14 protein-coding genes are annotated in these 13332 nt (G+C 45.0%); all 14 read left to right on the top strand.

Annotated elements, in window-relative coordinates:
- The first annotated feature begins 9 nt into the window (after positions 1–9).
- The 14 genes from ftsL (at position 10) to ACFQ1X_RS06365 (ending at position 13304) form a co-directional block, all read left to right on the top strand.
- On the top strand, positions 10–369 hold the full coding sequence (ftsL, locus tag ACFQ1X_RS06430) for a cell division protein FtsL (protein WP_144837537.1): 360 nt from the start codon (positions 10–12) through the stop codon (positions 367–369).
- Positions 366–2603 carry a penicillin-binding transpeptidase domain-containing protein gene (locus tag ACFQ1X_RS06425; RefSeq protein WP_144837535.1) on the top strand — a complete coding sequence of 746 codons (2238 nt, stop codon included), beginning with the start codon at positions 366–368 and terminating at the stop codon, positions 2601–2603. Before ftsL ends, ACFQ1X_RS06425 begins: the two co-directional genes overlap by 4 nt.
- 23 nt (positions 2604–2626) lie before the next feature.
- Positions 2627–3595: a phospho-N-acetylmuramoyl-pentapeptide-transferase gene (gene mraY, locus ACFQ1X_RS06420; RefSeq protein WP_144837533.1), complete on the top strand. Its 969-nt coding sequence runs from the start codon at positions 2627–2629 to the stop codon at positions 3593–3595.
- Positions 3596–4960: a UDP-N-acetylmuramoyl-L-alanine--D-glutamate ligase gene (gene murD / locus ACFQ1X_RS06415; protein ID WP_144837531.1), complete on the top strand. Its 1365-nt coding sequence runs from the start codon at positions 3596–3598 to the stop codon at positions 4958–4960.
- A gap of 416 nt (positions 4961–5376) precedes the next feature.
- Positions 5377–6162, top strand: coding sequence for a cell division protein FtsQ/DivIB (locus ACFQ1X_RS06410; protein WP_144837530.1), 786 nt, complete (start codon positions 5377–5379; stop codon positions 6160–6162).
- Positions 6140–6865: a DUF881 domain-containing protein gene (locus ACFQ1X_RS06405; RefSeq protein WP_144837528.1), complete on the top strand. Its 726-nt coding sequence runs from the start codon at positions 6140–6142 to the stop codon at positions 6863–6865. The genes ACFQ1X_RS06410 and ACFQ1X_RS06405 overlap by 23 nt, the downstream gene beginning before the upstream one ends.
- 16 nt (positions 6866–6881) lie before the next feature.
- On the top strand, positions 6882–7598 hold the full coding sequence (locus tag ACFQ1X_RS06400) for a DUF881 domain-containing protein (RefSeq protein ID WP_144837526.1): 717 nt from the start codon (positions 6882–6884) through the stop codon (positions 7596–7598).
- 2 nt (positions 7599–7600) lie between these two features.
- Positions 7601–7963 carry a small basic family protein gene (locus tag ACFQ1X_RS06395; protein ID WP_144837524.1) on the top strand — a complete coding sequence of 121 codons (363 nt, stop codon included), beginning with the start codon at positions 7601–7603 and terminating at the stop codon, positions 7961–7963.
- A gap of 104 nt (positions 7964–8067) precedes the next feature.
- Positions 8068–9354, top strand: a complete 1287-nt coding sequence (gene ftsA, locus ACFQ1X_RS06390; RefSeq protein ID WP_144837522.1) for a cell division protein FtsA — start codon at positions 8068–8070, stop codon at positions 9352–9354.
- A gap of 154 nt (positions 9355–9508) precedes the next feature.
- Entirely contained in the window at positions 9509–10690 is a 1182-nt protein-coding gene (gene ftsZ, locus ACFQ1X_RS06385; RefSeq protein ID WP_144837520.1) for a cell division protein FtsZ, read from the top strand.
- 111 nt (positions 10691–10801) lie between these two features.
- Positions 10802–11470 carry a YggS family pyridoxal phosphate-dependent enzyme gene (locus tag ACFQ1X_RS06380; protein WP_144837518.1) on the top strand — a complete coding sequence of 223 codons (669 nt, stop codon included), beginning with the start codon at positions 10802–10804 and terminating at the stop codon, positions 11468–11470.
- A complete protein-coding gene (locus ACFQ1X_RS06375; RefSeq protein WP_144837516.1) occupies positions 11470–11940 on the top strand; it encodes a cell division protein SepF in 471 nt (156 codons plus the stop codon). Before ACFQ1X_RS06380 ends, ACFQ1X_RS06375 begins: the two co-directional genes overlap by 1 nt.
- 20 nt (positions 11941–11960) lie before the next feature.
- Positions 11961–12221 carry a YggT family protein gene (locus ACFQ1X_RS06370; protein WP_144837514.1) on the top strand — a complete coding sequence of 87 codons (261 nt, stop codon included), beginning with the start codon at positions 11961–11963 and terminating at the stop codon, positions 12219–12221.
- 297 nt (positions 12222–12518) lie between these two features.
- Positions 12519–13304: a YlmH family RNA-binding protein gene (locus tag ACFQ1X_RS06365; protein WP_144837512.1), complete on the top strand. Its 786-nt coding sequence runs from the start codon at positions 12519–12521 to the stop codon at positions 13302–13304.
- Positions 13305–13332: the final 28 nt, after the last annotated feature.

Here is a 13332-nt window from a genome sequence, read left to right as displayed (position 1 = left end):
CGTGTTTTTATGGCGTTGAATGCAAGAAAAGAAACCTATATCCAACAGCCGGCCGTTCCTCACAAACCGAGTCAACAGCCGGTCAGAAAAAAAGCCCTCATAACCAAGGGCGAGAAAGTTTTATATTTATCTTTCCTGGCCGTATTCGTTATGTGTGCATTGCTGGTACTTCAGAATCAGTCTACAATTCAGGCGACCACTCACGAAATTCAGACAATTGAAAATGATATCAGTGAAATTCAGAGACAAAATACAGATTTGTCAGTGCAAGTAAGTGAACTTTCTACATATGAGCGCATTTGGTCAAAAGCGAAAGAGCTTGGTCTAAAATTGGATGAGCAAAATGTAAAGGTAGTGCCTGGGCAATGAAAAAAAAGTTTCGATTTCAATGGGGAGCCTTTCTGCTGTTTTTAGTTTTTGCAGGGCTCTTTTTCCTTTTATTGACAAGAATTGTCACGATTCAGGCAACTGGCCAGGTCGAAGGTCAGGAACTGGCAGCGAAAGCGGCAGCCAAATATAGCCAGGAAGAAGAACTTGCTGCGGAACGGGGAAAAATTCTTGACCGCACAGGAGAAATTATTGCAGAAGATACGCTGTCCTATAAGCTTGTTGCTGTACTGGATGAAAGGGCTACACAAAAAGCGAGCAAACCCCGCCATGTGACGGATATCGACAAAACAGCCGATATCCTCTCGGAATACATCGGAACACCACGTGAAAATATATATGAGACATTGCAAAAAGGGCAGGAAACAGACCGTTACCAGGTGGAGTTTGGCTCTGCTGGCCGTGAAATTAGCCATACGCAAATGCTCGAAATGAAAGAAGAAGATTTGCCGGGTGTTCTGTTTGTTCAAAACCTTAAGCGATTATACCCGAATGGGATTTTCGCTTCCCATTTAATCGGCTTTGCCATGAAAGAAGAACTTGAGAATGGGGACATGGTGACGAAAGGGAAAATGGGTCTGGAATTGATTTATGATGATATTCTGACCGGCGAAAACGGTAAAATGGAGTTTGATACCGATAGATGGGGCTTCCTTTTGCCAAATAATGAATCGGCAATTACGCCGGCAGTGGATGGATCAGATATTAAATTGACACTTGACAGAACATTGGAGAATTTTCTGGAAGACGCGATGTCGACTGTACAGGAGGAATATGAACCAACCCGGATGATTGCATTGATTGCCAATCCGAAAACTGGGGAAATCCTGGCGATGTCGCAACGTCCTTCTTTCAATCCAAACACCCGCGAAGGACTTTCAGAAAACTGGTTGAACGAAAGCATTCAATTAACAATTGAGCCGGGTTCACCGATGAAGATGTTCACATTGGCGGCGGCTGTTGAAGAAGGAAAATGGAAGCCGAATGATACTTATAAATCAGGATCGTATAAATTTGGCAACACTATAATCGGTGACCATAATGGACGAAGAGGGTGGGGAGAAATCACATATCTTGAAGGTTTCCAGCGCTCATCCAACGTGGCGATCGCTTATTTACTTGAACGCATCGGACCGGATATTTTCATGGACTACGTCGACGCCTTCGGTTTTGGCCAAAAAACGGGCATCGATCTTCCCGGAGAAGCGACTGGAACAATTCTGGATAATCATAATATCAATAAATTGACCACGGCGTTCGGCCAGGGCTCCACTGTGACGCCAATCCAGATGATTCAGGCTTCCACGGCTTTTGCCAACGACGGTATGATGATGAAACCTTATATTATAGACGAAATAAAAAATCGTGATACTGGCGAAGTTACGGTGAAAGGTGAACCGCAAGAGGCGGGGCAGCCAATTTCCGCTGAAACGGCTAAAGTCGTGCGTGATATTATGGCATCGACGGTAACGTCCGAGAATGGTTCCGCCAAAAGCTTTGCTTTGCAGGACTACACTGTTGCGGGCAAAACGGGCACAGCCCAGATTCCCGGTGCAGACGGCAAATATATGACCGGCAGCGATAATTATCTTTTCTCATTTGTCGGCATGGCGCCTGCCGAAGATCCTGAACTGGTGATGTACGTGGGAGTTCAGCAGCCGAAGATGAATGGAACTGCGTATGGCTCGAAGCCGGTAGCGGAAATATTCACTTCTGTTATGGAAAACGGATTGAAATATATGAATATCGAACCTGAAGATGCGGAAGAAACACCGGTGATCGATGTCGCTGACTATGCCGGACAAGCTTCAGATGAAGTGACAGCCGATTTGAGTTCGAAAGGTATTAATATAGTCACTACAGGAGTTTCCGGTAAAGTAAGTGCTCAATACCCGGCAGATGGGGAAGTGCTGTTGGCGGGAGGAACGGTCATCCTTCAGACTGAGGGAGAATCCGTATTGCCTGATTTTGCCGGATGGTCCAAGCGGGAGTTGCTTGCTTTTCAATCTCTCAGCGGATTATCATTGGAAATTGTAGGGCAGGGTTATGCAGTGAATCAAAGCTTATCGGCTGGAACTTCACTCCCGGAAGGTGAGCCTGTTGTTGTGAGGCTGCAAACTCCTGCGGATTCTTATAAAGAGCAAATGAAGGATGGTCCGGAAGGTATTCCGGTTGAAGATACGGAAGAAATAATTATAGAAGATACATCTGAATAGGAAGATGTTTAAAGGAGATCATTATGGAAGTTTATTTATTACTCGGATTTGGAATTGCTTTATTGTTGACTGCGGGATTAATGCCCGTATTTATCCCTTTGCTCCAACGCATGAAATTTGGACAAAGCATTCGCGCAGAAGGACCTGAATCACATATGAAGAAAACCGGAACACCGACAATGGGCGGTTTGGTTTTTCTTATCTCCATCATTCTGACAGCCCTGGCTGTAGCATTTTTCACAGATTTGCTGGTAACGGAGTTGATGATTCTTCTTCTGGTATTGTTCGGTTATGGATTGATCGGCTTCCTCGATGACTTCATAAAAGTAGTGCTGAAAAGGAATTTGGGACTCACTTCCCTTCAAAAACTTATTGCGCAAATCGTTATCGCGGTCATTTCCTTCTTTTTACTTGGAATGATTGATTTCGATACTGGACTGGTAATTCCATTCACAACCATTTCCATTGAATTATCAGTGCTTTATGTGTTGTTTATCATTTTCTGGTTAGTCGGATTTTCAAACGCAGTCAATTTGACGGATGGCCTCGACGGGTTAGTAGCCGGTACAGCATCGATTGCTTTTGCTGCATTCGGCGTATTGGCAATCCGACAGGATCAAGCCGCCATTGCCTTATTCACATTTATTGTGGCGGGTGCCTTGATCGGGTTCCTGATTTTCAATAAATACCCGGCAAAAGTTTTCATGGGCGATACAGGTTCGCTGGCACTCGGTGGAGCGCTTGCGATGGTATCAATTCTTTTGAAACAGGAATTGCTGCTGCTTCTGATCGGAATTGTTTTCGTAATCGAAACGGCATCAGTGATTCTGCAGGTCGGCAGCTTCAAATTAAGAAAGAAACGGATTTTCAAAATGAGCCCGATCCATCACCATTTCGAATTGAGCGGATGGTCCGAATGGAAAGTGGTCACTGTATTCTGGCTGGTTGGCTTGATCGCCGCTGTTATTGCTGTTTTATTGGAGGTAATGTAAATGAAAGATCTGGCGATGGTCCATCAGAAAAAAGTATTGGTACTTGGTTTGGCGAAGAGTGGATTTACAGCTGCACGCCTTTTGCATAAAATGGGTGCTTTTGTCACCGTCAATGACGCTAAACCTTTTGAAGAAAATCCTGAAGCCCGGGAACTGCTCAATCTTGGAGTAACGGTCATTTGTGGCCGCCACCCGGAAGATCTGCTTGAAGAAGGGTTTGAACTGCTTGTTAAAAACCCGGGAATTCCATATTCCAATCCGTTGATCCGGACAGCAAAGGAAAAAGGAATTCCGGTTTGGACCGAGATCGAGCTGGCATATAAAATAAGTGAAGCACCGTTTATCGGTATCACTGGTTCAAACGGTAAAACGACGACTACCACGCTGTTGTTCCATATGTTAAACCAGGATGGCAAGTCACCGTTGGTAGCGGGGAATATCGGAACAGTGGCAAGTGGAGTGGCAGAACACGCTAAGGCAGATAATGTCATTGTCACAGAATTGTCTTCATTCCAATTAAAAGGGACAGAAACGTTCCGCCCAAAAATCGCGATTGTAACGAACCTTTATGAAGCCCATCTCGATTACCATGAAACGTTGGAAGATTATGAAGCATCGAAAATGAAATTGACACAAAACCAGACCTCGGATGATTATTTTATCTATAATGCGGATCAGCCACATCTTGCTGCCTACGCAGCGAAATGCAAAGCCCGTCTTGTTCCTTTTACGTTAAAAGGAAAGAAGGAAGACAGCATCAGTGCGGATGATGAGTTCATCTATTGGCAAGGGGAAGAATTGATCGAACGCTCAAAGATTTTGCTGGGCGGACAGCATAACCTTGAAAATATACTGGCGGCTACAGCTGCGGCATTTTTATGGGGCGGGACAGAAGAAACTATTATCCGTGTCCTGACGTCCTTTACTGGAGTCAAACACCGTTCGCAGTTTATCGTTAATTGGAAAGGGCGAAAGTTTTACAATGATTCGAAAGCGACCAATGCGCTGGCGACAAAAAGTGCATTGGAAGCATTTCCCGGCAACATCGTCCTGTTGGCTGGCGGACTCGAACGAAACCACTCAATTGAAGAGTTGAGACCCTATATGAACCGGGTAAAAGCGCTGGTCACTTTTGGAGAAACATCCAACCGATTTGAGCAATTTGCATTGGACTGCGGTGTAGATGTAGTAGAAAAAGTTTCGGACATGCTTGGAGCAGTCGAAAAGGCGGTTAGTCATTCGAATGACGGAGATACAATTCTTTTATCGCCGGCCTGCGCAAGCTGGGACCAATATGAAAGTTTCGAAATCCGCGGCGATGCCTTTATCGAAGCGGTCAGAACTGTGACGGGAGCGGACGATTAAGTAAAGAAAAGCGACAGCGCCCGTTAAGCTCTGAAAGGCAAGAGATGGACCAAATGTAATTTGGGGCATCTCTTTGCGACGAAGCTAGCGTAGCGATGCAGGAGCAATACGGGTTTAGACGATTTGGCGAAGCGGCGTGTATTCAGCCGCACAGCCAAAGTGGCTTATGACCCGAAGAGCTGGGCCGCTGGAGTCTGGACAGAGAAAAGCGACAGCGCCCGTTAAGCTCTGAAAGGCATAAGACGATTTGGCGAAGCGGCGTGTTTTCAGCCGCACAGCCAAAGTGGCTTATGACCCGAAGAGCTGGGCCGCTGGAGTCTGGACAGAGAAAAGCGACAGCGCCCGTTAAGCTCCTTCCAAAACTGATACAAATTCAAAATCCAACCAATTCATATCTTAAGAAAGGAGCAGCAATTATGGATAAAGTGATTGATATTGAAGAACGCATCCCTACGCTACGTGAGCGTCGGCGAAAAAGAACCAATCGCAAATTCCTGGCATTGCTGTTCATTTTCCTGATTTTATTGGCTGCATTGATTTACAGTCAGACCAAATTCAGCAAAATTCAATCCATCACTGTCGTCGGCGCTTCTCTATACGAAGAGTCGGATTATATTGAAGCGAGCATGCTTGCAGAAGGTGATTCGATGTGGTCTTTCAGCTCGGAAGACACGGAGCAGGCCATCAGTAAACTGGACTGGGTTGAAACAGTTGCAGTTGACAAAAGATGGCTGACCGGAGTAGAAATCGCAATAACTGAATATCCTTCAATAGGTTTTCTTGAAAAAGAGAATGGCTATCAGAAATTGTTGGCGAACGGACATGCAGTGGAACTGCCTGTCGACAATGTTGATGGACCGATTTTTACAAATTTTGAAAACCCGGAAACCCGGCTGGAGCTTTCAACCCAATTGGAGCAACTCGATTCGGAAGTTTCGAATATGCTGTCGCAACTGCTGTTGACCAAAGGTGAAAGCTCATCCGCGAATGTCACAATATATATGACAGATGGCAATGAAATTCGGGCAAAATTAAACAGCCTGGCAGAAAAACTAACCTATTATCCTTCTCTTATAGCTCAACTTGAAGGCGGCCAAAAAGGGGTTTTCGATATGGAGGTAGGCATTACCTTCCGCTCTTATGACGACGTCTACGGTCCGCCGAAGGAGGTAGGGGAAGATGAAGAAACAGAGCAACCGTAAACAGTCAAAAATCAGTAAATCCATTATCTTTTCGATGGTTTTCCTGGTTTTGGGCTTCATACTTTCATACTCTTACAGCCTTTCGCAGGCAAGAGACGGCGGCGCCGATTATGCAGCTGACTCACAATTCGAAGAGGAAGAACGAATTCGCGAAGAGCTGATCGAACAGCAGGAACGCAATAAAACATTGCGCGAAGAAATGCAGGCCAAGCAGAATGAACTTCAGGAATATGAAAGTTCCTTTTCGGACGGAGAAGAAGTTTTTAGTGAATTGGCCGAAGAAGCTGAAATGCTCCGCCGCTATACCGGATTGATGCCGGTGGAAGGCGAGGGCTTGAAGGTTGTTTTGGAAGACGGGGAATATGGGGCACAGGACGTCAATCCAAATGAATATATTGTGCATGAAAGCCATGTTTTCCAGGTGATCCATGAAATGTATATTTCAGGGGCGGAAGCGATTTCAGTGAATGGCCAAAGAATCCATTCAAACTCGACAATCGTTTGCACAGGTCCGGTCATCGAAGTGGATGGGGTGCAGTATCCGGCACCATTCATCATCGAAGGAATCGGCAATCCGGAAGTTCTTGCAGCTTCCATGGAGTTGTCTGGGGGAGTTCTCGATCAGTTGGTCAATGATAATGTAATTGTTACTATAAACCAAGGGGTGGCCATTTCAATGCCCGCCCTGCTGTCAGAATCATGATTGAGGGGGAAGTTGCATGAAAAAGAAAGTCTTTTCCCGGTTTACGATGATCCTATTTATCATCGGCCTGATGACCGCAATCCAATTCAATACGATCAATGAACCGGACACCCGGGACACACGTGATGTTTGGGAAATCAGGCAGGAGCTTTCCAGGGAAAAGCAGCTTCACTCTGAATTATTATCTGAAATTGGAACGCTTGATGACACATTGTCTAAATACGGGCAGACGTTGAGCGACAGTCCCGAACAGGCCCTGAGAGATACGGTTGAAGAACTCAGGCAAAAAGCGGGTCTGGCAGACAGCAGCGGACCTGGTTTTCCTATTTACATCGAACCGTCAGCTGAAGCAGTGGCAAGCGGGCAGAACATTGAAGAAATTTCCCCGCAGCTATTGATCCAGTTTGTAAATGAAATTAACAGGTTCAACGGAATCGACATGTCGATCGATGGCAAACGAATCGTCAACAACAGTCCGATACGGGATATAAATGGGCAGACCACAATCAACGCAAAACCGGTGGGAACTCCGCCATTTGAAATAAAGGTAGTCGCCGACACATTTGAGAATGCTGAAAAACTTTATAATCATTTAAAGGCGTCACAGATTCTGGATAGCTTTTATATTGATAATCTTTCGGTCGATGTAAGGGAGCCGCAAGACGAAATCACGGTCGAAGCATATGAAGAAGAGCTGAAGCTCGAACATCTGAGAGCGGCGGAGGGGGAATAGGTATGTGGCTATCGATTTTGGGGCTGATTCTGGGAGTTTCACTTGGACTCCTGACAGATATGAGAATTCCGCCCGAATACGCAAACTATTTATCAATCGCAGTTCTGGCAGCATTGGACACGCTTTTTGGTGGCATACGGGCACATCTTCAGCACGTCTATGACGATAAAGTATTTGTGTCAGGCTTCTTCTTTAATATCCTGCTGGCAGCCGGGCTGGCATTTCTGGGAGTTCATCTTGGAGTCGATTTGTATCTGGCAGCCATCTTCGCTTTCGGAGTCAGGCTGTTTCAGAATATAGCAGTTATCCGGCGTATTTTACTGAGCAAATGGTCTGGCAAAAAAGAAATACAGCAATCAGTTTGAATTTTCTGATGAAATGAAAAAATATTGCATCTAATTACTTAGACAAGGTGTATAATTTACAATAGAATAATAGTTAATGGAATAATATAAGGAGGTGCCACGAATTGAGCCAGTCAGAATTGTATGTAAGTTTAGATATCGGGTCTTCGTCGGTAAAAGTTTTAATCGGAGAAATGGCCAATAAATCGTTGCACGTCATCGGTGTTGGCAATGTTAAATCAAACGGCATTAAAAAAGGTGCTATCGTTGATATAGATGCGACTGTGCAATCCATCAAGAAAGCGGTCGACCAGGCTGAACGAATGATCGGCAAGTCGATTCACGAAGTCGTACTTGGAATTCCCGCCAATAAAATGATGCTGCAGCCCGTCAAAGGGGTAGTGGCAGTCAATAGTGAAAACCGCGAAATTACAGATGATGATATGGATCGTGTCCTTGAAGCGGCACAAGTTATGTCTATTCCCCCAGAACGGGAATTGGTTAACATAATTCCTGAGCAATATATAGTAGACCATTTGGATGAAATTAAAGATCCGCGAGGTATGATTGGGATTCGACTAGAGATGGATGGTACAATGGTGACAACATCCAAGACGATTCTGCATAATGTGCTTCGTTGCGTTGAAAGGGCCGGTCTCCAAATCCGGGACATTTATCCTCAACCACTCGCAGCCGGATACTATGCGTTAACGGAAGATGAAAAGAATCATGGAACTGCCTGTATCGATATCGGCGGCGGATCCACTTCAATTGCTATTTTCCAGGATGGACATCTGACTGAGTCATCAGTTATTCCGGTCGGTGGCGACCATGTTACAAAAGATTTATCCATCGTGCTGAAAACACCAACTGATCAGGCTGAAAAGATTAAACTTGATTATGGCCATGCTTTTTATGATAATGCTTCTGAAGATGAATTGTTCGAAGTTCCGGTAATCGGTTCAGATACAAAAGAGCAATACAGTCAAAAATACATATCCGAAATAATCGGAGTTCGCCTGGAAGAACTTTTCGAATTGATTTTGGATGAATTTTATCGTTTGGGTGTTCAGGACCTTCCAGGAGGAGTCGTTTTAACCGGCGGCATGGCTAAGCTTGAAGGCCTTCCGGAATTGGCGAGAAATATACTTCAAACCCGCGTACGCCTCTTCACTCCTGAATATATCGGAGTAAGAGAGCCGCAATACACGACTTCGGTCGGACTGATCCAATATGCATATATGGATGACGTTTATTACGGGCGCATTGGCAGCGGAGCAGCTTTGGGCAATCCTCAAAAGCTTGAACAGGAACCGAAGCCACAAAAACAAAGGCAGCAAAAACAGCCAAAAGAAGATGGCGAAGGCGTTGTGACAAAAGCCAAGAAAATGTTTGATCGGTTTTTCGAATAAGAAATGCGCAAGCGCCATGCAACTGTGGAGTTTGGATTGAAAAACACAATTCTTGAAGCTCTTTTAAACTAAAAAAGTAATACTTTCTTATTCAATAATAAAAACATTGCATCATGCTTCATCTCAGAGCAGAGCAATTTTAGGAGGAAAAAGAATGTTGGAATTTGATACATCAGTTGATGCTATGGCAGTAATTAAAGTTATCGGTGTCGGCGGCGGCGGAAACAATGCTGTAAACCGTATGATCGAACACGGTGTTCAAGGTGTTGAATTTATCGCAGTAAATACAGATGCCCAGGCACTCAACTTGTCAAGAGCTGAAGTACGTCTTCAAATCGGCGGGAAACTTACTCGCGGTCTTGGTGCCGGTGCTAATCCGGAAGTGGGTAAAAAAGCAGCTGAAGAAAGCAAGGAACAGATTGAAGAAGCATTGCGCGGAGCGGATATGGTATTCGTAACTGCCGGTATGGGCGGTGGAACAGGAACAGGAGCTGCTCCTGTAATCGCGGCTATCGCAAAAGAACTTGGCGCTTTGACAGTAGGCGTCGTAACACGTCCATTCACTTTCGAAGGACGTAAACGTTCGACACAGGCGATTGGCGGAATCGGTCAGATGAAAGAATCTGTTGATACGCTTATTGTCATTCCGAATGACCGTTTACTTGAGATCGTAGATAAAAATACTCCAATGCTCGAAGCATTCAGAGAAGCGGATAACGTTCTTCGCCAGGGTGTTCAGGGTATTTCGGATCTGATTGCAGTTCCTGGACTTATCAACCTTGACTTTGCAGACGTTAAAACGATTATGTCGAACAAAGGTTCAGCGTTGATGGGTATCGGCGTATCTTCAGGGGAAAACCGTGCTTCTGAAGCCGCTAAAAAAGCGGTTTCGAGTCCATTGCTTGAAGTTTCAGTCGACGGAGCAAAAGGTGTTCTTATGAACATTACCGGCGGATCGAACTTAAGCCTTTATGAAGTTCAGGAAGCAGCGGATATTGTTGCATCAGCATCTGATGAAGATGTGAACATGATCTTCGGTTCTGTTATCAATGATAATTTGAAAGATGAAATTATCGTGACAGTAATTGCCACTGGTTTCAATGAGGAGCAACTGCAGCCGAGAACTCCAAGAGGCTCAGGACTGAACTCAAGCCGTGTGCAATCCATTCAGCAACAACAGGCACCTCAGCCGACACTTCGTGAAGCACGCCGCGAGGAGCAGCGTCGCGAAGAACAAGCTCCTGTTTATCAACAGGAACCGGTACGCCAGGAAAAGCCGCAGGATGACGCTTTGGATATCCCGACTTTCCTTCGCAATCGGCAAAAACGACGTTAATCCAGACAGCTGCCGATCCGGCAGCTGTTTTTTTATCCCGATTAGCGCAATTGATAAATAACCTCATACTTGGTACAATTAACTGAACATCTAAGGAAAAGTTGTGAATTGATGAAACCTATTGAACCGGTATATAAAGAGCTACGTGAAGAATTGGATTCCATCAGAGAAGGAATCGAAGTTATCGCTGTCACCAAACAGGTGGGTGTCGAGCGGACCAGGGAAGCTGTCGAGGCAGGCATCAAACATCTCGGTGAAAATCGGCCTGAAGGGTTTCTTTTGAAATCTGAAACGATCAAAGACGATGTCAATTGGCATTTTATCGGCAATCTGCAGAGCCGTAAGGTGAAGGAAATCATTAACCGGATTGATTTTCTTCATTCTCTGGACCGCATGAGCCTGGCCAAAGAAATACAGAAACGCGCTGACCACGCCATCAATTGTTTTGTGCAGGTCAATGTCGCAAAAGAAGAATCCAAAAGTGGCATTATGCCTGAAGAAACATTAGAGTTTATCAAATCCTTGGAAAAATATGATAAAATTAATATAATAGGATTAATGACAATGGCTCCGAATGTTGAAGATGAAGAAGTACTGCGGCACGTTTTCCGCGGCCTGAAGTCTTTACAAACGGAAGTTGCCGAAAAAAATTGGCCCCATGCCCCGTGTACGGAATGTTCGATGGGCATGTCCAACGATTATTTGATAGCAGCGCAGGAAGGCGCGACGTTCGTTCGCATCGGGACTGCATTAATAGGTTCAGAAAGTGAGGCAGAGTGATGAGCATTAAAAATTCATTCAAGAATTTCTTTTATTTAGAGGAATACGAAGAAGATCAGCCGCAACAGCAAAACCAGCAGGCTTCCCGCAACGAAAAACAATCCATCAGCCCTGAAATCCGCAAATCACCGAAAGAGCGGCGTCAGAAAGCAACTGAAGCAAGTACACCGAACCTGGTAAGTTTGCAGACTGCCGCAGCCAAATCGTCAAAAGTTCATTTGGCCGAACCACGCGTGTATGCGGAAGCTCAGGATATAGCGGAACATTTGAAGAGCAAACGCGCGGTTGTGGTGAATCTTCAGCGCATAGAAAAAAGTCAGGGTCTGCGGATCATTGATTTCCTGAGTGGGACAGTATATGCACTTGGTGGAGATATCCAGCGCATTGGAACGGATATTTTCCTGTGCGTCCCTGATACGGTTGAAGTGGACGGTGCAATTTCAGATTTTTATTACGATGAAGAACAATAAAAGAGGTGCATAAATAACTAATGGCAATTATCGAAATGTTAATTTTAAATGCAGTGAACATCTATTTCTACCTCATTATCGCCAGTGTCCTGATGAGTTGGATTCCAAGCCTTAAAGAGTCGAAATTCGGCCAGTTTATTACGAGTTTGACAGATCCTTACCTGGACATATTCAGAAAGTTCATACCGCCACTCGGTATGATCGACATTTCGCCGATCATCGCTATTTATGCGTTGCTATTGGCAAGCAGAGGCATTTCAGTATTATTCGGAATGATATAAGTTGAACCTCACGTTGAGTGGGGTTTTTTTCTTGAAAAAACTCTATATTAGTAGAAAAAAGGAATTCGCCTTTTATCCCGCTTCGGCGCTTATAGAGTAGCTTAGATATGGAGCAAAACAGCGAAGAGTTGGACGAAGCCTGCGAGGACAGCTCTTTGCGACGAAGCAGCGCAGCGATGCAGGAGCACGGGTTTTGGTTAGCTCGACGCGAGCCCCCCGGAAAGCAAGCTGTTTTGCGGAATATCGAATACTGAAGAATTATTAGTTCAGATATATATAAAAGAAAGGGGCAGCATCATGGATTCCATTTTTCAGCATTTCCGGAAAGAAGAGCAGCAATTTATCGAACAGGTTTCCGGCTGGATGAATGAAGTCGAAGACCGCTATACACCGAAACTCACTGATTTTCTGGATCCCCGCGAACGATTCATCGTCCAGTCGGTACTGGGCTCGAACGACATCAGGATGGATTCGCTCGGCCTGTTTCCGGATGCCGAACGCCAAAGGGTCCTTTTGTATCCATCCTATTACGAACCGACAGCAGAAGATTTTCAAATCACCGTATTCGAATTGAAGTATCCGGTTAAATTCGTCACACTTCGCCATCCGGATATTTTAGGGTCGCTGATGTCAGTCGGGCTCGACCGGAGCAAATTCGGTGATATCCGAATTGACGGTGAACGTATTCAATTTGCTGTGGCAGATGAAGTGAGCCTCTATCTCAAAACCAATTTCGTATCAGCCGCAAAAGTCAAAGTGCAATTACTCGAAGTGGAGGACGTTGCCGAAATGATTACAGCAACGGAAGAGTGGCACGATGAATCCCATACCGTCAGTTCGATGAGACTCGATACAGTAATGAGTTCCGTCTATAATATCTCTCGCCAGAAAGCTTCCGCATTAATTCACGGTGGCAAAGTAAAAGTGAATTGGACGGTGCAGGAACAGCCTTCTTTCGAATTGCATGAATCGGATATGGTATCTTCAAGAGGATTTGGCCGCATCAAAGTGCTGATGGTCGAAGGAAGAACAAAAAAAGACAAAATCAGACTGCAGATCGGCCGGTTGGAACAACGGAAATAGTCCATGCATGGAATCTGAAAAATTATAC

It is taken from the genome of Metaplanococcus flavidus, from assembly GCF_042675885.1.
Lineage (GTDB): Bacteria > Bacillota > Bacilli > Bacillales_A > Planococcaceae > Planococcus > Planococcus flavidus.
The sequence above is the reverse complement of the archived record's forward strand: the minus strand, read 5'-3'. Positions and strand labels throughout refer to the sequence as shown.

What these genes read in the sequence shown, in the direction of transcription:
- ftsL (WP_144837537.1), top strand. Translation starts at nt 10, where the DNA reads ATGGCGTTGAATGCAAGAAAAGAAACCTATATCCAACAGCCGGCCGTT.
- ACFQ1X_RS06425 (WP_144837535.1), top strand. Translation starts at nt 366, where the DNA reads ATGAAAAAAAAGTTTCGATTTCAATGGGGAGCCTTTCTGCTGTTTTTA.
- mraY (WP_144837533.1), top strand. Translation starts at nt 2,627, where the DNA reads ATGGAAGTTTATTTATTACTCGGATTTGGAATTGCTTTATTGTTGACT.
- murD (WP_144837531.1), top strand. Translation starts at nt 3,596, where the DNA reads ATGAAAGATCTGGCGATGGTCCATCAGAAAAAAGTATTGGTACTTGGT.
- ACFQ1X_RS06410 (WP_144837530.1), top strand. Translation starts at nt 5,377, where the DNA reads ATGGATAAAGTGATTGATATTGAAGAACGCATCCCTACGCTACGTGAG.
- ACFQ1X_RS06405 (WP_144837528.1), top strand. Translation starts at nt 6,140, where the DNA reads ATGAAGAAACAGAGCAACCGTAAACAGTCAAAAATCAGTAAATCCATT.
- ACFQ1X_RS06400 (WP_144837526.1), top strand. Translation starts at nt 6,882, where the DNA reads ATGAAAAAGAAAGTCTTTTCCCGGTTTACGATGATCCTATTTATCATC.
- ACFQ1X_RS06395 (WP_144837524.1), top strand. Translation starts at nt 7,601, where the DNA reads ATGTGGCTATCGATTTTGGGGCTGATTCTGGGAGTTTCACTTGGACTC.
- ftsZ (WP_144837520.1), top strand. Translation starts at nt 9,509, where the DNA reads ATGTTGGAATTTGATACATCAGTTGATGCTATGGCAGTAATTAAAGTT.
- ACFQ1X_RS06380 (WP_144837518.1), top strand. Translation starts at nt 10,802, where the DNA reads ATGAAACCTATTGAACCGGTATATAAAGAGCTACGTGAAGAATTGGAT.
- ACFQ1X_RS06375 (WP_144837516.1), top strand. Translation starts at nt 11,470, where the DNA reads ATGAGCATTAAAAATTCATTCAAGAATTTCTTTTATTTAGAGGAATAC.
- ACFQ1X_RS06370 (WP_144837514.1), top strand. Translation starts at nt 11,961, where the DNA reads ATGGCAATTATCGAAATGTTAATTTTAAATGCAGTGAACATCTATTTC.
- ACFQ1X_RS06365 (WP_144837512.1), top strand. Translation starts at nt 12,519, where the DNA reads ATGGATTCCATTTTTCAGCATTTCCGGAAAGAAGAGCAGCAATTTATC.